Here is a 25,230-nt window from a genome sequence, read left to right as displayed (position 1 = left end):
TCAGGTCAGCGGGCGTTGTGGAAGATGATGCCGAGGGTGGTCCGGCGCCCCGAGGCCACGGCGTTGGTGCCGTGGCGCATGGGGTGGCGGCGGTGGCCGTGCGGTCCCCGCGCGGGCCGGTGGCGGACGGGGAAGATCATGCCCTGGCCGAGCCGTGGCGTGAGGACGATGGCGCGGGACTGGGAGCGGGGGCGCTGTTCGACGAAGACGTTCTCCCCGCCGGTGAAGTCCTGGCCCGGCTCGCTCAGCATGAAGGCGATCTGGAGCGGGAAGACGATGTCGCCGTAGATGTCCTGGTGCAGACAGGCGTAGTCACCGGCGCGGTAGTCGAGGATGAGCGGGGTGGGCCGGCTCTGGCCGTTGTCCGCGCATTCGGCGAGCAGGTCGTCCAGGGCGGTGGGAAAGGTGCGTTCGTTCAGCAGGGGCGCCCACTGGTTGGCCATCCACGCCATCGGGGGGTACAGCTGCTCGCGCAGCGTCCGGACGAGCGGTACGGCGGCGGGGTCGGCGTAGTACTTGTAGGTGCCGCGGCCGAACTCGTAGCGCTGCATCACCACGGTCGAGCGGAACAGCCCCGGGTCGTCGAAGGTGTCGATGAGCGTCCGGCACTGCTCACGGGAGAGCAGCGGAGGGGTGAGGGCCACGCCGTCCTCGTTCAGCTGGGCGTACAGCCGGGGCCAGTCCAGGTCCGCGAGGGCGGGGACGGCGTCGTGGGCGGTGCGCGGTGCGTCCCCGGTACCTGGGTCGAGGCCGGGCAGGTCGAGGAAGAGTTCGGTCTGGTCCATGACCGACAGTCTTTCCCGGCCGGACGCGGGCGCGGAGCGCGATGGCCGAATCCCGCCAGCAATAGCGGCGCCAGGGCGCTTGGCTGGGACATGGACACGAAGCGTCTTGAGTTTCCCGGGAGTCGTCACACCATGTCTTCGAACGACAGCGCCATTGCCGTGATGCAGCGGTTCTACGAGGCCGAGCGCGCCTATGTCATGGCGGGCGGCGCCGGGCGGGCCGGATTCGAGGAGATCGCCGCGTGCCTGGACCCGCAGGTGGAGCTGCACCAGGCACCGGGCCTGCCCTTCACCGGCGTCTGGCACGGCCCCGAGGGCATGGAGCGGTTCATCGCCGTCATGGGCGAGCTGTGGGAGTCGATGGAATTCCTCGAACAGCGGCAGCTCGTGGACCGCGACACCGTGGTGGCGACCAACCGGGTGCGCTTCGTCGCGCGGGCGACCGGCCGCGAAGTGGTCACCTCGATCGTGCAGACGGTGACCCTCCGGGACGGCCGCATCCGCGAGATCCGGCCCTACTACTGGGACCCCGCCGCGATCAGCGAGGCGTGTGGCGGACGGGTCGTGGCGCCAGATTCCGATGGATCTCCAGCGCCGCGGTCGATCGGTTGAGCGTGATGTAGTGCAGGCCCGGGGCGCCCTCGTCCAGCAGCCGCCGGGCCATGGCGGTGGCGTGGTCGACCCCGATCCGGCGCCCCTCCTCGGCGTCGCCCTGGGCGGCCTCCAGCCGCCAGGCGAGGTCGTCGGGGAAGTGGGCGTCGCTCAGCTCGGCGAAGCGGCGCACCTGGCGGAAGTCGGTCGCGGGCATGATCTCCGGAATGATCGGGATCTCGCAGCCCGCGGCCGCCACCCGGTCGCGCAGCCGCAGATAGTCCTCGGCGTCGAAGAACATCTGCGTGATGGCGTAGTCGGCGCCCGACCGGCACTTGGCCACGAAGTGCCGGACGTCGCTGTCCCAGTCCGGGGAGCGCGGGTGGCGCTCCGGGAAGGCCGCCACTCCGATGCTGAAGCCGCACGACTCACGGATGAGCGCCACCAGTTCGCCGGCGTAGGTCAGCCCGTCCGGTTCCGGGAGCCAGGGCCCGCGGGGGTCGCCGGGCGGGTCGCCGCGCAGGGCGAGGACGTCGAGGATCCCGGCGTCCGCGTACTGGCCGATGATGTTTCGCAGTTCGCCGATCGAGTGCCCGACCGCCGTGAGGTGGGCGACCGGCCGCACGGTGGTCTCCGCGGCGATCCGCTTGGTCAGCCCGATGGTCCGGTCGCGCGACGAGCCGCCCGCTCCGTACGTCACCGAGACGAAGGTCGGCGCGTGACTCTCGATCCGCCGGATCGCGTTCCACAGGGTCCGCTCCGCCGCCTCGGTCTTCGGCGGGAAGAACTCGAAGGAGTACGAGCGCTCGCCCGCGGCGAGCACTTCGGCCAGGGACCGGCGTGGTGCGCGCGCCCGCGTCGCGGAAGCGGTCGCCGGAGCGGTGGCGGGAGCGGTCGCCGCCGTCATGCCGACCGCGCCAGGTGTGGTGCGAGGTCCTGGGCGGCCTCGGCGCCGTAGCCCTTGTCGAGCCTGCTCAGCAGGTCGTCCGCGGAGAGCTGGTATTCCTGGGTGCCGACCGACTCCAGGACCACCGTGGCCAGCGCGCAGCCGAGTTGGGCGGCCCGCTCGTGGCCGAGCCCCCAGGCGACCCCGGCGAGGAATCCGGCGCGCAGCGCGTCGCCGCCGCCGGTGGGGTCGGCCACCCCCGACGTCGGGGCCGCGGGGATGTGCAGCGTCGGCCGCCCCGCCGCCTTGATGCGGACGCCCTCGGCCCCGTCCGTGGTGATCCAGGTGCCGACCCGGTCCAGGATGTCGCCGTCGCTCCAGCCGGTGTGATCCCGGAGCAGCGCCGCCTCATAGGCGTTGGTGAACAGGTAGCGGGCGCCCTCGACCAGCCTGCGCGCCTCGTCACCGGTGGTACGGGCCAGTTGCTGCGAGGGGTCGGCGGCGAAGGCGTACCCCTGCCTGCGGCACTCTTCGGCGTGCCGCAGCATGGCCTCGGGGTCGTTGGGGGCGATCACCACGAGGTCGATCGCCCCGGCGCGCCGCACGGTCGGTTCGAGCGCGATCTCCTTCGCCTCGGTCATGGCACCGGCGTAGAAGGTCGCGATCTGGTTCTGGTCGGCGTCCGTCGTGCACACGAAGCGCGCGGTCCTGCGGGTCTCGCTGACCCGTACGGACTCCGTGTCCACGCCGTTGGACCGCAGGAAGCAGCCGTAGGCGGCGAAGTCGACCCCGGCCGCGCCGACGAGGAGGGGGGCGAGCCCGAGCCGGCCCAGGGCGAGAGCGATGTTCGCGGCGACGCCTCCCCGCCGGATGTCCAGATCGTCGGCGAGGAAGGACAACGAGACCTTGTCGAGCTGTCCGGCGATCAGTTGCTCGGCGAACCGTCCGGGATAGACCATCAGATGGTCGATCGCGATCGATCCGGTGACGGCGATGCGCACGTCGGTCTCCTCCTTGGGAGAGGCGGTCGGTGGGGGATCGAGGATTGACGGACTACAGACCGACCGCCGCGCGGAGGGCGTCGACGCGGTCGGTGCGCTCCCAGGTGAAGTCGGTCTCCTCACGGCCGAAGTGACCGTAGGCCGCCGTCCGGGCGTAGATCGGACGCAGCAGGTCCAGGTCGCGGATGATCGCGGCCGGGCGCAGGTCGAAGACCTCGGAGACGGCCTTCTCGATCTTCTCCGCGTCGACCGTGGCGGTGCCGAAGGTCTCCACGAACAGACCCACCGGCTCGGCCTTGCCGATCGCGTACGCGACCTGCACCTCGCACCGCTGGGCCAGGCCCGCGGCGACGACGTTCTTGGCGACCCAGCGCATCGCGTACGCGGCCGACCGGTCGACCTTGGACGGGTCCTTGCCGGAGAAGGCGCCGCCACCGTGACGGGACATGCCGCCGTAGGTGTCGATGATGATCTTGCGGCCGGTCAGACCGGCGTCGCCCATCGGACCGCCGACCTCGAAGCGGCCGGTCGGGTTGACCAGCAGCCGGTAGCCCTCGGTGCCCAGCTTGATGCCGTCCTCGACCAGTTCCCGCAGGACCGGCTCGACGACGAAGGTGCGGATGTCCGGCGTCAGCAGGGCGTCGAGATCGACGTCGGAGGCGTGCTGTGAGGAGACGACGACGGTGTCCAGGCGGACCGCCTTGTGGCCGTCGTACTCGATGGTGACCTGCGTCTTGCCGTCCGGGCGCAGATAGGGGATCGTCCCGTTCTTCCGCACCTCGGACAGCCGGCGGGAGAGCCGGTGCGCCAGGTTGATCGGCAGCGGCATCAGCTCGGGCGTCTCGTCGCACGCGTAGCCGAACATCAGGCCCTGGTCGCCCGCGCCCTGCTGGTCCAGCTCGTCGCCCAGGTCACCGTCAGTGGCTTCCCCGACCCGTACCTCGTAGGCGGAGTCGACGCCCTGGGCGATGTCGGGGGACTGCGAGCCGATGGACACCGAGACGCCGCAGGAGGCGCCGTCGAAGCCCTTCTTCGACGAGTCGTAACCGATGTCGAGGACCTTGTTGCGGACGAGCGTCGCGATATCGGCGTACGCCTTGGTGGTCACCTCACCGGCGACGTGCACCAGGCCGGTGGTGATCAGGGTCTCGACGGCGACCCGGGAGGTCGGGTCCTCCTTCAGAAGCGCGTCGAGGATGGTGTCGCTGATCTGATCGGCGATCTTGTCGGGATGACCCTCGGTCACGGACTCCGAGGTGAACAGGCGCAGTGTCATGGTGAGTTCCTCCGCTGAGGTGATACGGACGGTTGGGGTGGGTCGAGCGGGTGCCGGTCAGCGCTTGAGCGCGCGGTCCACCAACGGCCCCGCCGCGCCCGTGTAGTGGGCCGGGTCCAGCAGTTCGCGCAGGTCCTCGGCGCCCAGGTGGGCGGCCACGTCGGGGAGCGCGGCGAGTACCTCGGCGAGCGGGAGCCCGTCCCGCTCGGCCTCCGCGGCCGCCTCGGTGAGCAGATGCTTCGCCCGCACCTTGCCGAGCCGGGGCGCCAGCACGGCCGCGACCCGCTCGGACGCCACCCGGGCACCGGTCAGATCGGCGTTGTCCCGCATCCGCTCCGGACGGACCGCAAGGCCCTTCGCGAGTTCGACGGCGGTGTGGGCCGCCCCGCCGACCAGACGCAGGCACTCGCGCAGCAGCAGCCACTCGGCGTGCCAGCCACCGGCGGACCGCTCGTCCTCCGACAGCAGACTCTGCGTCAGCCCCGTGGCGATCACGGGGACCTGGAGGGCGGCGCTGCGCATCAGGGTGGAGAGCACCGGGTTGCGCTTGTGCGGCATGGCCGAGGAGCTGCCGCGCCCGGGCGCGGCCGGTTCGGTGACCTCCTGGACCTCGGTCCGGGTCATCGACTGCACATCCACGGAGATCTTGCCGAGCGCCCCCGCGGTGAAGGACAGCACGGCGCCGAGGTCGGCGAGCGGCGTACGGAGTGCATGCCACGGCAGCACGGGTCGGGCGAGCCCGGTCTCCTCGGCGAACGCGGCGCCCAGCCGGTCGAGGTACTCGGCTGTGCCGGACTCCCCCTGCGGCCCGTCGCCCAGCGCCGCGTATTCGAGGTACCCGGCCAGGGTGCCCGCGGCGCCGCCGAGCGAGACCGGCAGGCCCCCGTCGAGGAGCCGGTCGATCCGTGCGACGGCGTCCAGCAGCAGATGGCGCCAGCCGGCCGCCTTGAGCCCGAAGGTCGTGGGGACGGCGTGCAGGGCGAGGGTCCTGCCGACCATGAGCGTGTCGCGGTGGTCCGCGGCGAGCACGGCCAGCGCGGCGCACGTCCGCTCCAGATCGGCCCGTATCCGGCGCAGGGCGCGGGTGGCGACCAGCATGGCCCCGGTGTCGAAGACGTCCTGGCTAGTGGAGCCGCGGTGGACGTACTCGGCTGCCGCGGGGGCCGTGGCCGCCACCGCCCGGGTCAGCACCTGGACGAGGCCCACGACGGGGTTCGCCGTCTCGCGGGCGACGAGGGCCAGCGCCCGCGGGTCGAACCGGTCCGCGCGGGCCTGCGCCGTGATGGCGGCCGCGGCCTCCGCCGGGACGGTGCCGAGCCGGGCCTGGGCCCGGGCCAGGGCCGCCTCGGCGTCGAGCATCGCCTGGAGCCATGCCTCGTCCGCCACGTCCGCCTCGATGGGGGTGCCGGCCCGTACGGGTGAGAGCAGCCCGGTGTCCCGGCCGCCGTCGAACGTCGCGGTCATGCGGTCGCCTCCCTCTGGCCGCCGTGCAGCCCGTCGTGGTCCCCTTGCGACGCCCCGCCCCACACCGCCTGAAGCGGAGAGTCCGCGGCGCGGATGTTCAGCAGGGCGCGTGCGATGGCGTCCGAGTCGCCGAGCGTCACGGAGTTGACGCCGGGCCGGATACCGGCCGCGGTCACCCAGTGCACGGCCTCGGTGGGGACCCCGTAGGCGAACCGCCGCGGATGAGGGCTGCCGTGGACGTCGACGGTCCGGTACGGCCGCTCGGTGACCGCGAGTCCGCCCGTCCGGTAGCTCGTCCCGCAGGTGCCCGGGATGTCGTACGGACGGCACTGCCCCGTGGTGAGCAGATGGCGCAGCAAGGGGTCGGCGGTGCGGCGCAGGTCCGGCTCGGGCAGCCGGGCCTCGATGAGGACGCTCGCCCGGACCCGCCCGCCCCGCACGGTGTCCGACCCGGCGACGAAGGACGGGAGGGTCTCGTCGACGGTGAGCTGGAGGCCGGGCCCGATGATCCGGACCACGCCCGCCTCGATGAGGGCGACGAGTTCCTCGATGCGCGAGGCCGGGGGCCCGATCGAGAGGAAGGCGTTGAGCGGGGTGTACCAGGCCGTCAGCTCGTCGCGGTACGAGTTGCCCTCCAGACCGCCGTGGTCGACGGCGAGCCGGATCTCGTTGCGGAGGTCGCGCAGCACGTCCAGGGCCGCCTTGAGCGGACCGCTCACATTGCCCGCGCGGGCGGCGCGCACGTCCTCGCCGAGGTAGTCCAGCAGCCACTGTTGGAACGCGGCCGGGCCGGGGAACGTCCGGTTGCCCTGCGGACGGGCGAGGGCGTCCCAGCTCCAGTGGTCGTCCGGCGCGAAGCCGAACGTGTCCAGCAGGCGGCGCTCCGCCTCGCCTGCCGGGGCGGCCAGATACCGCTCGGTGAACACCTCACGGTCGGCGGCGCGGCCCCGTACCTCCAGCAGGGTGCCGTAGTAGACGCTCTCGACCTCCTTGGCGATCAGCGGCCACAGGTCGGTCCCGAAGTGCACCCGCTCGCCGTCGACGGCCCGCCGCCGGAACCCGGCGATCGTCGCGGGGGTGAGCAGCCGCGGCATGTAACGCCCGTGGGCGCCCTTCTCGTTCTCTCCGCGGGCGTGGTACGGAATGCCCCTCCGGGACCCCGCGTAGATCCTGGGCTCCCGGCCGGAGGGCTCGTAGACGAGGCGGCCGTCCTCGGTCCGGAAGGTGCCGCCCCGGCCGGCGGTGAGCAGGGCCATGTGGTCGAAGAAGTTCAGCCCGAGGCCGCGCAGCAGCACGGTCTGTCCCGGCTCGATGCCGCTGAGGTCCACATCGGCGGGGTTGGCGGGCGGGATGTAGAGCAGGCCGTGCTCGGCGGCGGTACGGGCGAGTTCCTCCTCGTGGGGCTCGGGCAGGGCGGGAACGTGCCCCTGGGCGAGGACGACCGTGTCCAGGTCGGTCAGTTGGACGCCGTTGTCGAGGGTGAGGGTCTGCGGACCGTCGGCGAGCGGTCCGCTGTTGTCCAGGGCGGTGGCCTGGACCTGGTGGACCGTGACGGTGACGTGGCGCGGGGCGTCGGCCACCACCCTGCGGAAGACGCTCTTCAGGTAGACGCCGTAGAACGCGCGGGTGGGGTACGCGTCGGGGCCGAGCCGACGGGCCTCGGCCAGCGTGCGGTCGTCGGCGCCGTCCCCATCAGCGTTCCGGCCGAGTTCGCGGGCCCACTCGTAGAGGCTGGGGCCCGGTGCCACCGGACCGTCCATCTCGACGCTGTCGTCGGTGAACAGGGTGATCTGCGAGGCGACCGTGTTCATCAGCAGCTGGTCGGACTGGCTGGTGCGCCAGACCCGGCCGGCCCCCACCGGGAACGGGTCCACGACGTGTACGGACACCTTGCGGTGCGAGCCGGACTTGCGCTCGTTGGCGCAGATCCGCTCCAGCACCGACAGACCGCGGGGCCCGACGCCGACGATTCCCACCTTCAGTTCGCCGCGGCTCATGCGGAGTTCCCGTCGCGCCCCGGGCCCGCCGGTCGCTGTCCCGTCACCCGGGTCACGAGCTCGCCGGGGTCGGTGGGCAGGGCGTTGCCGCGCCAGGCGACGTGCTGGTCGGGGCGGATGAGGACGAGGTCGCGCTCGTAGAGGTCGCGGACGACCGGATCCTCGACGTCCAGGGTGCGCAGGGGCAGTCCGGCGGCCTGGGCCGCGGCCTCCAGCCCCTTGACGGGCGGCGGCTCGGGGCCCAGCCGGAGCACGGTGTAGTAGGGCCCGAAGCGGTCGAAGAGCGAGCTGCCGGGGCCACGCCAGTCGTCGAGCCATACGTGCGGGGCGCGTCCGCCGGGGATGGCGGTGGGCGTGTAGGTGCCCATGGAGTCGCTCGGCGGCTCCTCGTCGGAATCGATGAGCGGGGAGCCGTCGTACCGGGCGCCGAGCTGCACGCCGATGGAGTGGGTGCGCTCGCCGTAGGCGCGGACGAGCGCACCGACCCGGGCCCGCGCCTTCGCGCCCTCCGGTGAGTCGGCCTCCATGACGCCGGGGCGCTCGATGTCGGCGAGGCCGGTGTTGAGTTCGCGGGCGGCGGCGGTGTTGCGCAGGGCGATCGGGCGCCGCTCACTCTCGTACGAACGGAGCAGTCCTGGTCCGCCCCAGCCCTGGATCGTCCCGGCCAGCTTCCAGGCGAGGTTGGCGGTGTCGTCCACCCCGGTGTTCATGCCGAAGCCGCCGTTGGGGGTGAACAGATGGGCCGCGTCGCCCGCGAGGAACACCCGGCCCACGGTGAAGCGCTCGGCGACCAGGGCGGCGCCCGGTGTCCACGGGCGGTGGCTGAGCACCTCGACGGGCAGCTCGGTGCCCGCCGCGCGCCGTACCAGCGAGGCCAGTTCGGCGGGGTTCGTGGTGTCCGGATCGACGGAGCTGGTGAGCAGGAAGAACTCGTCCCGGCCGTTGAGCGCGATGAGGTTCATGACCAGCTCGGGATTGAGCGACCAGTAGCTCCAGGCCCGCCGGCCGGTGAAGACGTCCGTGTGGAACGTCGGCAGCCGCAGATGGGCGGCGGTGGCACGGCGCCCCAGGATCTCCTGTTCCAGCGATCCGGGACCCTCGTAGTGCACGCCCAGGGCGCGGCGCACGAAGCTGCGGCCGCCGTCGCAGCCCACCGCGTACGGCGCCTGCCAGCTCTCCCGGGCCCCGCCGGCCACGCTCTCGGCCTCCAGGGTGACGCCGGTGGCGTTCTGCTTGAGGCCGGTCACCCGCCAGCCGAAGCGGAAGGTGATGTTGGGGCGGGTCATGGCGTGTTCGAAGAGGAACTTCTCGACGTACATCTGGTTGGCGCGGTGCACCGGCTCGGGCGTCTGGTCGGTGCGTGGCGTACCGGCCAGCGCCCGCATCCGCTCCCCCGGCGAGGGCAGCGTCAGCCGGGACAGCTCGAAGCCGCTGTAGCGGGTGAAGTAGGCGATGTCGAGGGTGTGATCGGCGGGCGGGCCCAGCCGCCGGATCTGGCCGGAGATGCCCAGGCGCCGGTAGTGCTCCATGGTGCGGGCGTTGTGGGTGTTGCCCCGGGGCTTGTCCTCCATGGTGGGCTCGGCGTTGAAGAGGACCGACTCGATGCCGTAGCGGTCGAGAAAGAGCGCGAGCATGATGCCCACCGGGCCGGCGCCCACGATGGCGACGGGAGTGCTTGGGACGTCGGCCATGTCAGCGGTCCCCCTCCCCGCCCGGCGCCGCCGTCACGGGGACGGCGTGGCCCAGAGCGGCGTCCAGCCCCTGGCGCAGGTCGCGCACCGGGTCCGGGGACGCCGAGGGCATCCGCATGGCGACGAACCCGTCGGGCCTGACCAGGACTGCCCCGTCCTCGCCGTGGCCACGGAGGGCGGCCCAGACCCCGTCGGGGTCGGTCAGTTCGTGGCCCGGACCCACGGCGTGGGCGGTGACGGCCGGACCGTGGGTTCCGGAGACCTCGGCCGCGGCGCGCACCCAACTCTCGCCCCGCGCGCCGGTGAGGAGCAGGAACGCCCCGTGGCCGATGAGGTCGTGGGTCGCCGTCCGCTCCCCGCCGCGCCGCAGCCAGGCGTGCGGCATCCGGCTGCCGGGGCGGCAGGACTGGACGTAGTCGAGGCCGAGCGGATCCGGCTCGGGCCGCTCGGTGCCGTCGCCGGTGACGAACCCGGCGTCGCCGTAGTCGTAGCCCATCTCCAGGCCGAGGTGGGCGGTGGTGATCCGGTTCGTCTCGAAGTACTCGGCGAGGACCGCGCGCCGCGTCCGGCCGTCGGGCGTGTCGGAGAACAGGGCGGTCATCTGGGCCCGGTTCCACTCGGGGCGGGCCCCCGGGACCACGCCGGTGCCGGCGGTGAAGGCGATCTGGTTGAACAGCGAGAACAGCGCCCGCTCGACGACGCGCTCGGCGACCGGGCGCCGCTCGGCCTCGTAGCTGTCCAGCAGGGCGGGCGCTGCGTCGCCGGAGAGCACCCGGGCCAGCTTCCAGGCCAGGTTGTGGGAGTCCTGGACGCCGGTGTTGAGGCCGAGTGCGCCGGACGGCGGATGGCGGTGGGCGGCGTCGCCGACGAGGAAGACGCGGCCGGCGCGGAAGTGCTCGGCGACCGTGCCCTCCACGGGCCAGCGGCTGATGCTCTGCACCTCCATCGCGTGGTCCTGGGGGAGCTTCAGCGTCCGGCGGACCATCTTGACGATGGTCTCGTCGTCGAGTTCCGCCGCTCCCTTCGCGCCCGGCGGCCGGGAGAACATCAGCGTCCACTCCTCGGAGTGGCGTCCCCAGCGCTTGGGACCCATGGGCACGACGCCGCAGTGCTCCAGGGTGCCGTCGTCGGCGAGGCTGGAGACCCGGTTGACCACCGTGTCGTCGAAGGGGATGAACTCCGAGAAGTCGGCCCGGATGTGAAGGTTGATCCACTCCAGGAAGGTGGGGGTGCCCAGCATGCGGATGCCGAGCCGCTTGCTCACCGAGCGGCCGCCGTCGGCGGCGATCAGGTACCCGGCGCGGACGTGGTAGGTACGGTCCTCGGCGCGGTCCAGGATGGTCGCGGTGACGCTGTCCCCGTGGTCCTCGAACTCCACCATCTCGTGTCCGAAGCGGATCCCGCCGGGATTGCGCTCCTCGGCGTGGCGGCGGATCAGCGGCTCCAGCCATCGCTGGCCGAGGTTCGCGTGCGGGTACGCGGAGGCGGCCGCGTACCGCTCGGCCAGCGCCCCGCCGCCGTAGGCATCGGCGCGGTGGAGCACCTTGCGGTCGTACGGCTCGTCGCCGCCGAGGCTGGTCAGCCAGGCCATGGCGCCGCAGTTGACGGGCGGGGAGCCCTCGGCGTAGATGTCCCGGGCCAGTCCGTGATGGCCGAAGATCTCCATGGTGCGGGCGTTGAGGATATGGGCCTTGGGCTGGATCGACGTCGTCGCGTGGCGCTCGACGAGCAACGAGCCGACGCCGAGGTCGGAAAGGAAAACGGATGCCGTCAGGCCCGCGCCGCCGCCGCCGATGATCAGCACGGGGACGTCCAGGACGCGGGGGTCGTCACTCGGTCGGGATGGAGGTGAGAGGTTCATCGCGTGCCTCGTATTCGCCTTCTCGTGAGTCGTCGGCGCGGGGGCATGGGGCGGCGCCTAGGCGGCGGCCGCGACCAGTAACGTGGTTTCGAGGGCCAGCGGATGTACGGACTCCAGGCGCAGCCCGGCCGCGGTGAGGACATCGCCGTAGCCGTCCAGCGTCCGCCCGCGCCCTCCGGCGGCCATGAGGAGATGCAGGTCGTACAGGAGTGGCAGCAGTTCCGGGGCGCCTTCCTCAGGGATGACCCGCTCCACGACCAGCAGGCGACCGTTTTCGGGCAGCGCCTTGCGGATGTTGGACAGAAGGGTCACGGACCGGTCGTCGTCCCAGTCCTGGAGCACCCGGGAGAGGAGGTAGGCGTCGGCGCCCTCGGGCACCGAGGCGAAGACGTCCCCCTCGACGGCTTCGTAGCGGTCGGGGCCCACGGCGGCGTCCAGGTGGTCATGAGCGACGGGAATCATGTGCGGCAGGTCGAGAAGCACCCCGTGCAGATGCGGGTGGGCGCGCAGGATCATCGAGAGGAACTGACCGCTGCCGCCGGCGACGTCCATCACCGTGCGGCAGTGGGAGAAGTCGAAGGCGTCCAGGACATCGGGGAAGAAGACATTGCCCGCGTTCATGGCGCGCTGGAACTTGGCGCCCGCGCCGGGATCGCTGGCCAGATAGGCGTGGATCGAGGTGCCGAGGGCGTGTTCGAAACCGGAGGATCCGGTGCGGACAGCGGGCACCACCGCCCCCCACGCGGTGTGGAACTCCTCGCCGTAGAGCTGGATCATGTCGCGCATCGACGAGTCGCTGTCGGCGCGCAGCACCTCGCTCACCGGCGTCAGCTCGTAGCCGTGCTCCGGCGACCGGCCGAAGACACCCATGGCCAGCAGCAGCCGCATCAGCCGGGTGATGCCGTCCGTGCCCGAACCGGTGGCCGTGGCGAGGGCCGCGTCGGTGGTGTGTCCGGCGGCGATGTGGTCGGGGATCTCCAGGGCGACCGCGGCGTAGAGCGCCTGTGACTGCCAGGAGCCGGTGATGATGTCGACAACTTGGCGCGCGGCGTGTCCGTCGTGCATGACTGGCCCTTCTGATCGGGTGGGGCGGTGGTGATGAGGCCGCGCGTACGTCGGCGAGCGGCGTACGGCGGCGACGGTCAGTTCGCCCGTGGCGCGGCCCCGTGGGCGGCGGCGTCGTGCAGCAGCGTGCGGTGGCGCTCGCGGAGCTCCCGCTTGAGCACCTTGCCGGTGACGCCCACGGGCAGTTCCGCGCGGTCGGCGGCGATGAGCAGCGCGCGGAGCGGGGACAGCCCCTTGCGGGCGAGTTCGGTGTTGACGGCCTCCAGCAGGGCGCCCTCATCGGCGTCTTCGCGGTCGTGCCGGTCGTCGCGGTCGTCGCGGAAGAGGACGATGCCGATGGGGGCCGACTTCCCCGGGGCCTCGGGATCCTCCACCCCCACCACGGCGGCGTCGAGCGCCTGGGTGGCCAGCAGCAGGACCTCCTCGAGGGGGAGGCTGTGCACGGGCCCCGCGGCCGAGTGGATCACGTCCGGGGTGCGGTCGAGGTGGAAGAAGCGGCCCTGGCCGTCGCGCCGGACGATGTCTCCGGTGAGGAAGTAGCCGTTCAGCAGGGACTCCTGGCTGAGCTGGGGATCGTCCCAGTAGCCGGGGGTGACGCTGGGGGTGCGGACGCCGAGCATCCCGGCCTGTCCGTCGGGCAGCTCGTTCCCCTGTTCGTCGAGGACGGCGGCCTTCTGGACCACACCGGCGGGCCGGCCGATGAGCCGTCCGTACTCGGTCGACTCGGGGAAGTACACCTGCCGGAAGAGCACCATGCCCATCTCGGAGGAGCCCAGGCCGTCGTTGTACTGCGAGCCGGTCTTGCCGGGGCGGGAGCCGAGGCCGAGCAGGGGCCTGATGTGCCGCTCGTGCGAGGCGTCGCCCATGCCGTTCCAAGCGTGGATGTTCCGGGCGGCGCGGGGGTCGATGTCGGCGACGTCGATCTCCGCCAGGGTCAGCGGGAAGCCAAGGACGAACGTGGGATGGAACTGGTTGATCGCCCGGACCACGGACGGCCCGCTCGCATCGTCCAGGATCATGGTCGGGATGCCCAGCAGCAGCGCCATGCTGAGGTAGCTGATGCCCGACGAGTGGCTGTGCGGCAGGGCGGTGAGCATGCGGTCGGTGCGCAGGGACGGGAAGCTCCACAGGCGCTCGCGCTTGCCGACGAAGAACCCGCGGTGGGTGAAGATCGGCGCCTTCGGGCGGCCGGTGGTCCCGGAGGAGTGGGAGACCATCACCAGATCGTCGGGGCGGTGCCGGTAGGGAAAGCCGGGCAGCGGGGCGGGCGGCAGCGGGGCGGTCTCGTCCAGCTCCCGGATGTCCTGCAGCACGGGGGTCCGGGCGACGGCGAGGCCCTGCCCCGACCAGGCCTCGGTGCAGCCGTCGAGCAGGTCCTTGTCGCCGACGAGGAGCGTCGTCTGCGTGCGCCGGAAGTATTCCGCCGCGGTCGGGGACGCCATCCTGGGGTTGCAGTGCACGGCGGCGGCGCCGAGGCTGTTGATCGCTATGTGGTGGAGCAGTCCGTACAGCCCGTCGCGCGTGTAGACCCCGACGTGGGAGGACGGCCCCACCCCGTGGTCGCGGTACCAGGTGGCGTACCGGATGACGGTGATGCGCATGTCGTTCAGGGAGACGCCGGCCGGCTCGGTCTCCGCCCAGCCGGGGACGGTGACGTCCGGGTGATAGAGGAGCGGCCTGTCACGGTCCCGGGCGATCGACCAGGCGCGCCAGAAGAAGTTGCCCGCGCCGAGCCCGCGATCGGCGTGCAGCCGCAGGCGCTGGGCCGCCGACCGTTGAGTGCCGAAGATCAACATGACGAATCCTCTTTCACCGTGTCTGGACGGATGGTTCGCTCGGTAGGTCGCGAAGCGCCTTTCTGAGGCGCTCGCTCATGGCCGTGACGCGGATGCCCAGCGGCAGGTCACGGCCCGGCTTCGGCGGCTCCGACTGGCGTACGGCGGCGGCGACCCGATCGTCGAACTCCCGGTCGGCCCGGATGAGATGAGCCTTGGGGAAACGGTCCCTCAGCCGCCCGACGAGCGCCGCTGCGTCGTCGCCGGTGAGCACGGAGCAGATCCCCTTCTCGGTCTTCGCGACCAGGACGGGGCCGAGAGCGCTGTCCGAGACGGAGAAGCTGATGGCGATGGAGTTCGCGCCGGTACGGAAGTTGGTCGGCGTCATGCCCAGAATCTGCTGGGACACGGCGTAGAAATTGCCCTGCGAGGTGAAGCCCGACCGGTAGATGGCCTCCGTCACCGTCTCGGCCTCGGAGATCACCCGGCGCAGCCGGTCGGCCCGGCAGCCGGCCACGTACGCCTGCGGGGTCACTCCCGTCAGCCGTTTGAAGACCCGGTGGAAGTGGAAGCGGCTGAAGCCGGCCGCCTCGGCGAGGGTGTCGAGGTTCGGTGTCTCGCTCGCCTCGTGGATCAGCTCGCAGGTCCTGGCGATGGCGGTCACATAGGAGTTGTGCGCGCCGTCCTCGCGCGGTCTGCACCGGCGGCATGGCCGGTATCCGGCGCGTTCGGCCGCCTCCGGGTCGGTGAAGAAGACGGTGTTCGCCCGGCGCGCCGGCCGGGAGACGCAGGAAGGCCGGCTGTAGATGCCCGTCGTCCGCACCGAGTAGTAGAAGATTCCGTCCGCCTGCCGGTCCCGGCGCTGAACGGCTCGCCACCGCTCTTCGTCGTCGACGTAGGAGGACACTGTCCCGTCCAAGCCTGTTCCTCCGGGATGCGCTGATTCCGTTGTGGGGGGGTCTGCGGAGGTACGCGTGCGGGAGGTGGTCCCGCGGTCCCGCCGGGGCGGGCCGGTGGCGCCGTGCGTGCCGCCGGCCCGCCGCGGGGCGGCTACTTCTCCAGGCAGAACTCGTTGATCGGGTAGCCGACGTGGCGGTCCTCGACCGGCAGATAGCCGAGCACCTTGTCGCCGGGCTTCAGCTCGGTGCTGTTGAGCACCGTGCCGCCCGGGCCGAGCACCCGGACGTGCCAGTCGTCCTGGAGGATCAGATTGGCCGTACGGCCGTCGGGGCCGACCGCGTCGATGGAGAGCAGCGGGCGCGTCTCGATCTTGACCCGGCCGACGGTGACCAGGCGGGTTTTGCCGTGGATGTCCACGGCGGTGACCTTGCTGCCGGCCTTCAGCTCGCTCAGGTAGTTCGTGCGCTCGTTCTCGCCGACGGTGTACGAGTGGATGGCGCCGGCGTTGACCCGGAACGGGCGGGTCGGCATGTACGGCAGCGGATGGGTCTCGCTGACGCAGAGGATCATGCCCTTGGAGTGCGAGCCGACGAGGATGCCCTCGTCCTTGCCGAAGTAGGTGGCGGTGTCCACGCAGGCCCGCTCGCCCATGCCGACGTGCGCGGTGGCCGTGACCTCCAGCTCGACCAGTTCGAGGTCGGGTATGCCGCCTTCGGCGGCCGCCTTGAGCGCGGTGACGTCACCGACCTTGGCCGGGGCCATCAGCACGCCGTCGGAGCCGAGTTCCAGCACGCCGAAGATGATCTCGGCTTCCTCCACGTCCTTGGCGACGGTGACGAGGCTGCCGTTGGCACGGGCGGCGGCCGCGATCACGATCTCCAGCGGGATCTTGGTGGGGTCGCGGAAGAGCAGCACGCTCCACTTGTCGACGCGGCCGGACTGGCAGGCGTCCTCCAGGGTCTCGGCGTCGATGATCTCGACGAACCGGCCGAACTCCACATCGGGGTGGGCGAGCGCCAGTTCGGCCGGCTCCCCGTGCTTGGCGGGGTCGACGATGACGACGTCCGCGGCGCCGAAGCTCTCGGGGAGCGTCTGGCCCTGCGGGAAGAGGACCTTCTTCACCGTCGGCGGCAGCTTCTCGAGGTCCGCCGGGTCGGCGGCGAGAATGCCCTCCACGCGGGCGTGAATCGCCTCCTGGACGATGGCGTCCTTCGCCGAACCGACCGAGCGGATGTCGACCCAACTGAGCTTCACAGTGCACCTGCCATTCGCGGAGTTTGGATGAGGGGAGAGCCCTTGGGCCCGTGAACGATCCCGGCGAGTTCCGAGACGGTCGTGCGGGGATCGGCCGAGTTGAAGACCCGCCGGCCGACGGCGAGTCCGCTGCAGCCGACCGCGAGCGCGGAGACCGCGAAGTCCTGGAGACTCTGCGACGCGTCGCCGCCGCCCGCGACGATGATGGGGAGCGGGGAGCTTTCGACCACCTCGGCCATGCGCTCCAAGGGAGAGGCGAACACGGTCTTGACGATGTCGACGCCGAGGTCGGCGGCGATGTTGACGACGTGCGCCACCAGCGCCGGGTCGGCGGGGTCGGTGACCCGCGGACCCCGTGGGTAGATCATCGCCAGCAGCGGCATCCCCCATCGGTCACAGGCCGCGGCGACCGTGCCCAGGTCGGCCAGCTGGTCGGCCTCGGTATCGGAGCCGATGTTGACGTGCACGCTCACCGCGTCCGCGCCGAGGCTGATGGCCTCGTCGACGTCGCCCACGAGCACCTTGGCGTTGACGTCCGGACCGTGTGCCGTGCTGGCGCTCAGGTGGATGAGCAGCGAGCAGTCCGAGAGCAGCTCGGGGGCGAGCACCCGGGCCCGGCCCTTGTGGACGACGATTCCGTCGGCCCCGCCCGCGACCACGTCACGGACGAGCGTCTGGAAGCCGCTCACCGTCGCGATCGGCCCGTCGGAGACGGAGTGATCGAGTGGCACGAAGAGATAGCGATCGTCGCCATGCCCGGAAAGTCTGGCTAGTCGTAGTGATTTACCCGATGAAGACGTGCTCGGCATCAGACACTCCCTTGTGCTGACGAAGTGTGGGCGTCAGGTCCTTTTGCGGACCATCGTCAATCCGTCGCCGATCGACAGAATGACGGCCTCGACTCGCTTGTCCGCCGCGACATGAGCGTTGAAGGCGTGCATGGTGGCGCCCTCTCCGTCCCGGTCGTCGACGACGGTTCCGAACCAGAAGACGTTGTCGACGAGGATGACGCCGCCGGGGCGCATGCGGGGCACCAATTCCTCGTAGTAGGCGATGTAGCTCTGCTTGTCCGCGTCGATGAAGGCCAGATCCACGACCGGATCGGCCGGCAGGGAACGCAGCGTCTCCAGGGCGGGGCCGAGGCGGAGTTCGATTTTGTCGTCGACGCCGGCCTCTTTCCACGCCTCCCTGCCGAGGCTGGTCCATTCCTCGCTCACATCGCAGGTGAGGAGGTGGCCGTCGACCGGAAGGCCCTTGGCGATGCACAGGGCGGAGTAACCGGTGAAGGTCCCGACCTCGATCGCGTTCCGCGCCTGCATGCTCTGCGTGAGGAAGGTGAAGAACGAGCCCTGCGGAGTGCCGATCTGCATCCGTGACCGCTCACCGACGCCCGCGGTCCGCTGGATGAGATTCCGCTGCGACTCATCGACCGGGACGCTGTTTTCGACCATGTACGCATACAAGCGCTCGGATACCGTCGTTGGTCTCATGCGAGAAGTCTTGCAGAGGCGGCACTAGAGGCCGTCTAATAACTGTCTAGAAAAGTGGAGTTAAGCATTTCGCTTGACTCGGAGCATGAAAAAAGGCAGCACAGACCAATTGATGGTCCGTGCTGCCCTTCCCGGATCTGCGAGCGGCCGATTCAGCCCGGGAAACCCCAGGTCAGACCTGAGACATACCCCAGGTCAGTAGTGCCAGGCCAAAACCTCCTCGGGGAGGTCCTCCAGGACCGCCACCTCCGACGGCTTGCGATTCATGTACTCGGGATTGCACCCCATGTACCCCAGGCGCCGGGCGACCGGTGCGAGGATCTCGTAGAGAATGCGCTGCCGCTTCCAGGACGGCTGGACGAACCGCAGCACGTCCTTGAACTCCAGGGAAGTCACCGCTCGCTGGAGCAGCTTGGGCATCCCCTCGGCGTTCGTCTTTCCGTCCTGAGCCAGACAGAAGAGCTGACGCATGACCATCTGCTCGAAGCGCGTCCCGTTTCCGATGACCTCGCAAATGGCGTAGGTCTTGTCACCCGTCGGGTTCCACCAACGGTGCTCGATTCCCGGCTGGATCAGGATGCTCTGTCCCACCTTGTCGAGCACCGTCTTGCGACCGCCCTGGATGACGGCGAGCTTTCCCCGCACGAGGGTGAAACGCTCATGGCTGATCGGATGAATGTGCACACCCGCGGCAAAGCCGCCGGGTTCGACATACAGATCCATCACCGAGCGCTTGCCCCCGCTTTCCGAGGCCGGCGTGCGGACCACGATCCGTTCGCCGCAACGGGGGTTCTCGTAGACCTCTCCAGGGCTGACGTTCACCGGAATCTCTCCTTCGTCCACGACGCTTCTCGCAACGTGACTACAGCCTGCGCGCCAAGGCCCTGGGCACGCACTCACATTCTTGCCCTCGCATTCACCACCACCGTCCGGCTAGACGATGGCCGCCGCTCCCGCACGAGCGACGATCAGGTCCTCATCGCCCATTCCGCCGCTGACGCCGATGGCGCCGACCGGCGTGCCGTCGGAAACCAGCGGCAGACCGCCGGAGAAAAGCGCCATACCGGGCTGGCTGGCCAGGCTGCTCACCAGGACCGAGTCCTGCTTGATGGCCTCCGCGAATTCATTGGTGGGCGTACGGACGACGAGCGCGGTGCTCGCCTTGTTCTGCGCGACGCTGGTGGCCACGGCCGGGGCACCGTCCATGCGCGACAGCGCCTGAACGTGGCCGCCCGCGTCGAGGACGACGACCGCCACCCGGGCGCCCAGCTCTGCGGCCTTGCGCAGCGCCGCGGTGATGCCCTGCTGGGCACCGGCGAGAGTGATCGTGCGGGTCTCGACGACGGTGGCTTCGAGCTGCTCGACAGAGGAGGTCATGGGCGTGCCTTTCTTAGGACCGGCCGGAGCCGGAGTGGACAACAGGGGAGAAAGAACAGGGCGGGCGCAGGAGCCGGGCTCCGGACGGGATCAGGCGGTCGACTCCTCGCTCCGGGCCGCGGCACCGGAGCGGAAGAAGGCGGCCAGGAGAGCGGCGACCGCCAGGCTCGCCACCGCGCCCACGAGCACGGCCAGGTGCATGCCGTCGAGGGTTTCGGCGATGCTCGCCTTCGCGCCCTCGGTCGCGTCGGCGCCGAAGACCGCGACGGCTGCCAGCACCGGGGTGCCGAGGGTGAGGGCGATCTGCTGGCTCATCGTGCTCAGACCGGTCGCCAGGCCCTGCTCCTCATTGGGCAGGCCGGAGGTGGCGATGACCGTGTAGGAGACGAGACCCATGGCGTGGCCGAAGAAGGCGACCGCGACGGCGACGAGAACGATGTAGATCCCGGCGGCGCCCTCGTCCACGGTGAGCAGCCCCAGGAGGCCGAGTCCCTGGACGGTGAGGGCGGTGACGAGGGTGCGCTTGCTGCCGATGGCACCGATCACCTTGGGGGCGACAAGTCCGCCCACGATGGCCGCGATGCTGGACCCGCCGAACGCCAGCCCGGAGGCGAGCGGCTTGTAGTCGAGCACGTCCTGCAGGTAGAGCGTCATCTGGAAGACGGCCGCGCTGGGCATGCTGACGACGAGGAGCCCGGCGAAGTTGCCCCAGCGCACGGTGGGCCGCTTGAGCACGCTGACCGGCGCCAGCGGGTTGGAGCTGCGCAGCTCGATGAACCAGAAGGCGACCAGCAGCGCCGCGGCGAGGATCAGGCAGCCGATGACGACGGGGTCTCCCCAGCCGTCCTGCTCGGTCGCGGAGATGCCGTAGACCAGGCTGACCAGACCGCCGGTGACCGTGACCGCGCCGGGAACGTCGAGGCGGCTGCGGGTCCGCTCGCTGCTGTCGCTCAGGACGCGCGGGGCGAATACCAGGATCAGCACGACGACCGGCAAGTTGATCAGGAAGGCCCAGCGCCAGCTGAGCAGCTCCGTCAGCACTCCGCCGAGCACCGAGCCCAGCGCGAAGCCGCCGGTGAGAAGCGTGCCGTTGAGCCCCAGGGCGCGCTGGCGGAGGGGGCCTTCGGGGAACGAGGTGGTGAGCAGCGACATCGCGGCGGGCGTCGCCATGGCCGTGGCGAGCCCCTGGCCGGTGCGGCCCGCCAGGAGCATGCCGGGCGACTGGGCGAGGCCGCCGACCAGCGACGCGACGCCGAGGATGACCATGCCCACCAGGAAGAGGTTTCGCCGGCCGAAGAGGTCGGCGATGCGCCCGAACAGCAGCGTGAAGCCCGCGGCGGGCAGCATGAAGCCGGTGACGATCCACTGCAGGGTGCTCAGCTCGAAGCCGAGGTCGGACCCGATGGTCGGCACGGCGATGTTGAGCACGGAGAAGTCGACCGCGAGCATGAACTGGGCACCGAGCAGAAGGACGAGAATGAGCCGGTGCCGGGGCGTCATCCGATCCTCGGCGGGTTTGTCCCGCGCCTCACTGATGGCATCGAGCTCCGTCATCGTTTTCCTCTCCTCTGGCGTCTCATGTCCGTCGGCTCGCACCGCGCCGCTGTGATGTTCCGGGGCCGCCAAGGGCCCACGGCGCGGCTCGTGATCGATCCGACGGTGGAGAAACACCGCGGGGCGCCGGGGGGTTGCATCGCCGCGGAAGCGGCCTGGCCGACGGCTGCCGCCGGAAAATTGCGGAGCAATATTCCGGGTGAGGGTCCCGCTCGGCGGCAAGTAGCGTCGCCCGCGGCCGTCGCGTGCTGCGCCGGAACCGGCTCACAGCCTCCTCGACGACGGCCAGAGAGGCCATGCGATGACAGACGACAGAGGCGGGATGGAACGGCGACGTTTCCTTTACGGGGGCGCCTCCGTTGGTGGAGGAATGCTGCTCGGCGGCGCGGCCGGCACCGCGGCGGCCGCCACGCCGCGGGACGCCACGACGCGTGCCGCGGCGGCGCGGGACGGCGTCGCGATCACACCCGGCGACCGGAACTACGCGGATGTGGTCAGAGGCTGGAACCAGCGGTACATAGGCAAGCCGGAGAAGGTCCATCTGGTCACCACGACCGACCAGGTCGTGGCGGTCACCCAGCAGGCGGTGAAGGAGGGCAAGCGCCTCGCGGTGCGCAGCGGCGGGCACTGTTTCGAGGACTTCGTCTATCACCCGGACGCGAAGGTCGTGGTCGACCTGTCGGAGATGCGCCAGGTCGCCTTCGACGCCGAGCGCAAGGCGTTCATGGTCGAGTCGGGCTGCCAGTTGCTCGACGTCTACGAGGCGCTCTACCGCCGCTGGGGCGTCGTCATCCCGGCGGGCATCTGCCACCAGGTCGGCGCGGGCGGTCATGTCAGCGGCGGCGGCTGGGGCATGCTGTGCCGTCTGCTGGGCCTCGTCGTGGACCATCTGTACGCGGTCGAGGTGGTCGTCGTGGACGCTTCGGGCACCGCCCGGGCGGTCGTCGCCACCCGGGAGGAGTCGGACCCGAACCGCGACCTGTGGTGGGCGCACACCGGTGGGGGCGGCGGCAACTTCGGCATCGTCACGCGCTACTGGTTCCGCAGCCCCGACGCCAAGGGCTCCGAGCCGTCCGCCCTGCTCCCCCACCCTCCGGCCGAGGTGCTCATCAACGCCGTTTCCTGGCCGTGGAGCTCGCTCACCCGCAAGGACTTCGACACCCTGGTGAAGAACTACGGCGCCTGGCACGTCGCGCACAGCGCCCCGGGCGACCCGTACGCCGGGATGTGCAGCTACCTGGGGCTGAATCACCGGTCGAACGGCGCCATCGGGATGATCACCCAGATGGACGCCACCGTGCCGAACGCCGAGCAGATGCTCGCGGACTTCGTGGCCGCCATCGGCAAGGGCGTCTCCGTCGCGCACGAGGCGGCCACCACCAGGACCGGTGAGCTGGCCGCCATGCCCGAGCTGGTGAAGCCGCGCCGCATGCCCTGGCTCCAGGCGACCCGGTACCTCGGCACCGCGACCCTGACCCTCAACGACCCGACGCTGAAGGGAGACTTCAAGTCGGCCTATATGCGGGCCAACTTCCCCGACACGCATCTTGACGCGCTCCACAAGCATCTGACCAGCGACGCCATCGACAACCCCACCGCATCGGTGCAGCTCAGCTCGTTCGGCGGCCAGGTCAACGCGGTCGCCCAGAACGCGACGGCCTCCTCGCACCGCAGCTCGGCGTTCAAGATGTCGTGGATGCTGTACTGGACGGAAGCGGCCGACGAGGCCAAGTCCCTGGCCTGGATACGGGACTGCTATCACGAGGTCTACGCCGAGACCGGCGGCGTGCCGGTGCCGAACGACATCACCGACGGCGCTTACGTCAACTACCCGGACATCGACCTCGGTGACCCGAAGTACAACAGGTCGGACGTTCCGTGGCACGACCTGTACTACAAGGACAACTACCCGCGGCTGCAGGCGGTCAAGAAGAAGTACGACCCGCGGAACGTCTTCCGGCACAGCCAGTCGGTGCAGCTGCCCGGCTGACCCGGACGAACGCGCGCTGACACCGCACCGGCCGCCGGATCCGGCGGCCGGTGCGGTGCTGTGGCATACCGGTCCGGCTCCGCTCCCGGGGCATCCCGGCCCGCGCTGTGCAACCATTGCGGAAGTGCCGGTGTTTCTGTAGCTGATGGACGATATGGCGGAGCAGCTGACCGAGCGCCTGGCGTCTGACCTGGATGACGGCTTCACGGAGCTGGTCCGGGTCCACGCCTCGGCGGTGCGTGCCTTTCTGTTCCGGGTCTCAGGATCGGCCGCCGAGGCGGACGACCTGGGCCAGGACACCTTCTTACGCGCCTATTCGGCGCTGCAGACCTACTCCCCGGAGCGCCGGCGCAAGCTGAAACCCCGGGCATGGCTGATGACGATCGCGGCGAACGTCTGGCGCAATCATGTGCGTACCAGCGTCCGTCACCCGGTGTCGGCCACGCGTGCGGAGGACGCCTGCGGCAGCTGGCCGGACGAGAGTCCGGGACCGGAGGAGCGGGCGGCGACGTCCGCCGACCGTACGGTTCTGGTCAAGGCGCTCACCGAGCTGCCCGAGAAGCACCGCGTCGCGGTGGTGATGCGCCACGTCATAGGGATGAGTTACAGCGACATGGCCGAGGCCCAGGGCTGCCCTGTGGGTACGGTCAAGGCACAGGTATCCAGAGGGATCGGCACGCTTCGTGAGATCTTGACACCCGAGGCGGCGGTGTTGGGGGAGGTGACCAGATGAACTACCGGAATGATGAGGAAGAGCGGCCCGCGGAGGGACAGTTGGAGCACGCCTTGGCCGATCTCGCGGCCCCCGCACCGTCAGACTTCGCTCTGAGGGTACTGCAGCGCGTAGGAATTCCGCGAGAGCGCTACGACACCTACAGCCATCTCGACAGCGCGGCGGGCGGCCTCTATGTGGCCTGCAGCCCGGACGCGGTGACCGGCTCGGCCAGCGACACGATGGTGACCGGCTCGGAGGAATTCGAGCGGTTGCATCACGCCCGCACCGGCCGGACGGCCATCCGCGCCTCGGTGCCCTTCCCCGGGCTGCGCCCCGCCCTGCGCACCGGCCGGGCGAAGCGGCTGCCGATCGATCTGGGGGGCCTCACCGACCTGGAGTGCGCCGTGCTCCACGCGGTCCGGTCCATCCCCTCCGGCCAGCTGCGGCCGATCACCTGGCTCGCGCGAGAGGCGTCGCTGCCCTCCGCCACCCGGCCGATCACCGAGGCTCTGGCCAAGAACCCGGTGCCCGTGCTGATCCCCTGCCACCGCGTCACCTATGAGAGCGGCGCGCCGTGCGACGCGGCCTATCCGGAGCGGGTCGGGGATGCCCTGCGGAGCGCGGAGGGCATCGATATGCACCGGCTGGAGGAGCTGACCGAGCGCGGGGCCGTCTTCCTCGGCAGCGACACCACGCGGATCTACTGCCATCCGACCTGTGCGCACGCCCGCCGGATCACCCGGCCGCACCAGGTGCCGTTCCGTACCGCCGGGGATGCCCGGCAGGCGGGCTACCGTGCCTGCAAGAGCTGTCGTCCCGCTACGGTCTGAGTCTCCGGCGCGGAAAAGGCGGAGAAGGAGGAGATCCATGCAGTCCGAAGCCCGTGCCCCGGTGACGTCCGTGGCGCTCGCCGAGGAGCCGAGCCCCTGTGGCCGGCTCGTCCTCGCGGCCACGAATGAGGCGTTGCTCGCCTGCGCGTACGACACCGCGGAGGCCGTGCGCCGGCGCGTCACCCGCGCGGGAGGCAGCGCGGTGGAGTTCCGCACGGAGGCGGAGGCGACATCCGAGCAGCTGGCCGTGCTGACCGAGGCGCGCGCCCAGCTCGCCGCGTATCTGGCCGGGAATCTCCGGTCGTTCTCCCTTCCCCTGGATCTCTCCCTCGCCTCCACGTTCACCGCGCAGACGGTGCTCGCGCTGGAGTCGTTCGTGCCCTACGGCCGGACCGCGACCTACGGCGAGCTGGCCGCCGTGCTGGACCGCCCGCGCGCCGCGCGGGCGGTGGGGATGGCGCTCGGCTCCAATCCGCTGTGCGTCGTGCTGCCCTGCCACCGCATCGTCGGAGCGAAGGGTTCACTGACCGGATACGCCGGCGGTGTCCCCGCCAAGCGCTTCCTGCTCGCGACGGAAGGGGCGGCCTGACGGGGAGTCTCCCGGCCGTCGGCCGCCTCCCCCGCACACCGATTCCCTCCGGATGCAACCTTCGGCGGCTCTCCGGTGTTTTTCCGGGGGACGGCGCATGAGGTCCTCTCGGGCGCCGAGCGGTGAAGCGGGAAGGGGA

Annotated in this window: 22 protein-coding genes; 5 read left to right on the top strand and 17 right to left on the bottom strand. The window is 70.8% G+C overall.

Annotation, left to right across the window (positions count from 1 at the left end; translation table 11 throughout):
• Positions 1-5: 5 nt before the first annotated feature.
• A complete protein-coding gene (locus ACH4SI_RS01450; protein WP_398291302.1) occupies positions 6-785 on the bottom strand; it encodes a 2OG-Fe(II) oxygenase in 780 nt (259 codons plus the stop codon).
• Positions 786-917: 132 nt separating this feature from the next.
• Between ACH4SI_RS01450 and ACH4SI_RS01445 the strand changes: the two genes are divergently transcribed.
• Entirely contained in the window at positions 918-1,397 is a 480-nt protein-coding gene (locus tag ACH4SI_RS01445) for a nuclear transport factor 2 family protein (RefSeq protein ID WP_398291300.1), read from the top strand.
• Here ACH4SI_RS01445 and metF read toward each other — a convergent pair.
• From metF to ACH4SI_RS01365, 16 genes are all read right to left on the bottom strand, one after another.
• Positions 1,324-2,283 (bottom strand): methylenetetrahydrofolate reductase [NAD(P)H], encoded by a 960-nt coding sequence (gene metF / locus ACH4SI_RS01440; RefSeq protein WP_398291298.1) that lies wholly within the window; start codon positions 2,281-2,283, stop codon positions 1,324-1,326. The two genes, ACH4SI_RS01445 and metF, sit on opposite strands and share 74 nt — an antisense overlap.
• Positions 2,280-3,263 (bottom strand): carbohydrate kinase family protein, encoded by a 984-nt coding sequence (locus ACH4SI_RS01435; RefSeq protein WP_398291296.1) that lies wholly within the window; start codon positions 3,261-3,263, stop codon positions 2,280-2,282. The genes metF and ACH4SI_RS01435 overlap by 4 nt, the downstream gene beginning before the upstream one ends.
• Positions 3,264-3,315: 52 nt before the next feature.
• Complete coding sequence (metK, locus tag ACH4SI_RS01430) at positions 3,316-4,539, bottom strand: methionine adenosyltransferase (protein WP_398291294.1); 1,224 nt, start codon at positions 4,537-4,539, stop codon at positions 3,316-3,318.
• 57 nt (positions 4,540-4,596) lie between these two features.
• Positions 4,597-6,003 carry an adenylosuccinate lyase family protein gene (locus ACH4SI_RS01425; protein WP_398291292.1) on the bottom strand — a complete coding sequence of 469 codons (1,407 nt, stop codon included), beginning with the start codon at positions 6,001-6,003 and terminating at the stop codon, positions 4,597-4,599.
• A complete protein-coding gene (locus ACH4SI_RS01420; RefSeq protein WP_398291290.1) occupies positions 6,000-8,000 on the bottom strand; it encodes an FAD/NAD(P)-binding protein in 2,001 nt (666 codons plus the stop codon). The genes ACH4SI_RS01425 and ACH4SI_RS01420 overlap by 4 nt, the downstream gene beginning before the upstream one ends.
• On the bottom strand, positions 7,997-9,691 hold the full coding sequence (locus ACH4SI_RS01415) for an FAD-dependent monooxygenase (protein WP_398291288.1): 1,695 nt from the start codon (positions 9,689-9,691) through the stop codon (positions 7,997-7,999). The genes ACH4SI_RS01420 and ACH4SI_RS01415 overlap by 4 nt, the downstream gene beginning before the upstream one ends.
• Position 9,692: 1 nt before the next feature.
• Entirely contained in the window at positions 9,693-11,552 is a 1,860-nt protein-coding gene (locus ACH4SI_RS01410) for an FAD-dependent monooxygenase (RefSeq protein ID WP_398291286.1), read from the bottom strand.
• Positions 11,553-11,609: 57 nt separating this feature from the next.
• Positions 11,610-12,617: a methyltransferase gene (locus ACH4SI_RS01405; RefSeq protein ID WP_398291284.1), complete on the bottom strand. Its 1,008-nt coding sequence runs from the start codon at positions 12,615-12,617 to the stop codon at positions 11,610-11,612.
• A 77-nt stretch (positions 12,618-12,694) separates the two neighbouring features.
• A complete protein-coding gene (locus ACH4SI_RS01400) occupies positions 12,695-14,413 on the bottom strand; it encodes a class I adenylate-forming enzyme family protein (RefSeq protein WP_398291282.1) in 1,719 nt (572 codons plus the stop codon).
• Between the two features lie 13 nt (positions 14,414-14,426).
• Positions 14,427-15,311: a bifunctional transcriptional activator/DNA repair enzyme AdaA gene (locus tag ACH4SI_RS01395; RefSeq protein ID WP_398291280.1), complete on the bottom strand. Its 885-nt coding sequence runs from the start codon at positions 15,309-15,311 to the stop codon at positions 14,427-14,429.
• 131 nt (positions 15,312-15,442) lie between these two features.
• Complete coding sequence (locus ACH4SI_RS01390) at positions 15,443-16,546, bottom strand: 3-dehydroquinate synthase II family protein (RefSeq protein ID WP_398291278.1); 1,104 nt, start codon at positions 16,544-16,546, stop codon at positions 15,443-15,445.
• Positions 16,543-17,355: a 2-amino-3,7-dideoxy-D-threo-hept-6-ulosonate synthase gene (locus ACH4SI_RS01385; protein ID WP_398291276.1), complete on the bottom strand. Its 813-nt coding sequence runs from the start codon at positions 17,353-17,355 to the stop codon at positions 16,543-16,545. The genes ACH4SI_RS01390 and ACH4SI_RS01385 overlap by 4 nt, the downstream gene beginning before the upstream one ends.
• Positions 17,356-17,388: 33 nt before the next feature.
• On the bottom strand, positions 17,389-17,997 hold the full coding sequence (locus ACH4SI_RS01380; RefSeq protein WP_398291274.1) for an O-methyltransferase: 609 nt from the start codon (positions 17,995-17,997) through the stop codon (positions 17,389-17,391).
• A 234-nt stretch (positions 17,998-18,231) separates the two neighbouring features.
• Positions 18,232-18,879 (bottom strand): cupin domain-containing protein, encoded by a 648-nt coding sequence (locus ACH4SI_RS01375; RefSeq protein WP_398291272.1) that lies wholly within the window; start codon positions 18,877-18,879, stop codon positions 18,232-18,234.
• A gap of 90 nt (positions 18,880-18,969) precedes the next feature.
• Positions 18,970-19,413: a heme-binding protein gene (locus ACH4SI_RS01370; RefSeq protein WP_398291270.1), complete on the bottom strand. Its 444-nt coding sequence runs from the start codon at positions 19,411-19,413 to the stop codon at positions 18,970-18,972.
• A 90-nt stretch (positions 19,414-19,503) separates the two neighbouring features.
• Positions 19,504-20,967: an MFS transporter gene (locus tag ACH4SI_RS01365; RefSeq protein ID WP_398291268.1), complete on the bottom strand. Its 1,464-nt coding sequence runs from the start codon at positions 20,965-20,967 to the stop codon at positions 19,504-19,506.
• A gap of 301 nt (positions 20,968-21,268) precedes the next feature.
• On the opposite strand from ACH4SI_RS01365, the gene ACH4SI_RS01360 reads away from it, so the two are divergent.
• The 4 genes from ACH4SI_RS01360 (at position 21,269) to ACH4SI_RS01345 (ending at position 25,091) form a co-directional block, all read left to right on the top strand.
• On the top strand, positions 21,269-22,957 hold the full coding sequence (locus ACH4SI_RS01360) for an FAD-binding oxidoreductase (protein WP_398291266.1): 1,689 nt from the start codon (positions 21,269-21,271) through the stop codon (positions 22,955-22,957).
• A 145-nt stretch (positions 22,958-23,102) separates the two neighbouring features.
• Positions 23,103-23,690 carry an RNA polymerase sigma factor gene (locus tag ACH4SI_RS01355; RefSeq protein WP_123098834.1) on the top strand — a complete coding sequence of 196 codons (588 nt, stop codon included), beginning with the start codon at positions 23,103-23,105 and terminating at the stop codon, positions 23,688-23,690.
• Positions 23,687-24,502, top strand: a complete 816-nt coding sequence (locus tag ACH4SI_RS01350) for an MGMT family protein (RefSeq protein ID WP_398291263.1) — start codon at positions 23,687-23,689, stop codon at positions 24,500-24,502. Before ACH4SI_RS01355 ends, ACH4SI_RS01350 begins: the two co-directional genes overlap by 4 nt.
• 37 nt (positions 24,503-24,539) lie before the next feature.
• Positions 24,540-25,091: a methylated-DNA--[protein]-cysteine S-methyltransferase gene (locus ACH4SI_RS01345; protein WP_398291261.1), complete on the top strand. Its 552-nt coding sequence runs from the start codon at positions 24,540-24,542 to the stop codon at positions 25,089-25,091.
• Positions 25,092-25,230: the final 139 nt, after the last annotated feature.

The sequence above is a fragment of the Streptomyces sp. NPDC021212 genome (genome assembly GCF_044332925.1).
Classification (GTDB): domain Bacteria; phylum Actinomycetota; class Actinomycetes; order Streptomycetales; family Streptomycetaceae; genus Streptomyces.
Note: the sequence above shows the minus strand (reverse complement) of the source record. Positions and strands in the feature narration are given on the sequence as shown.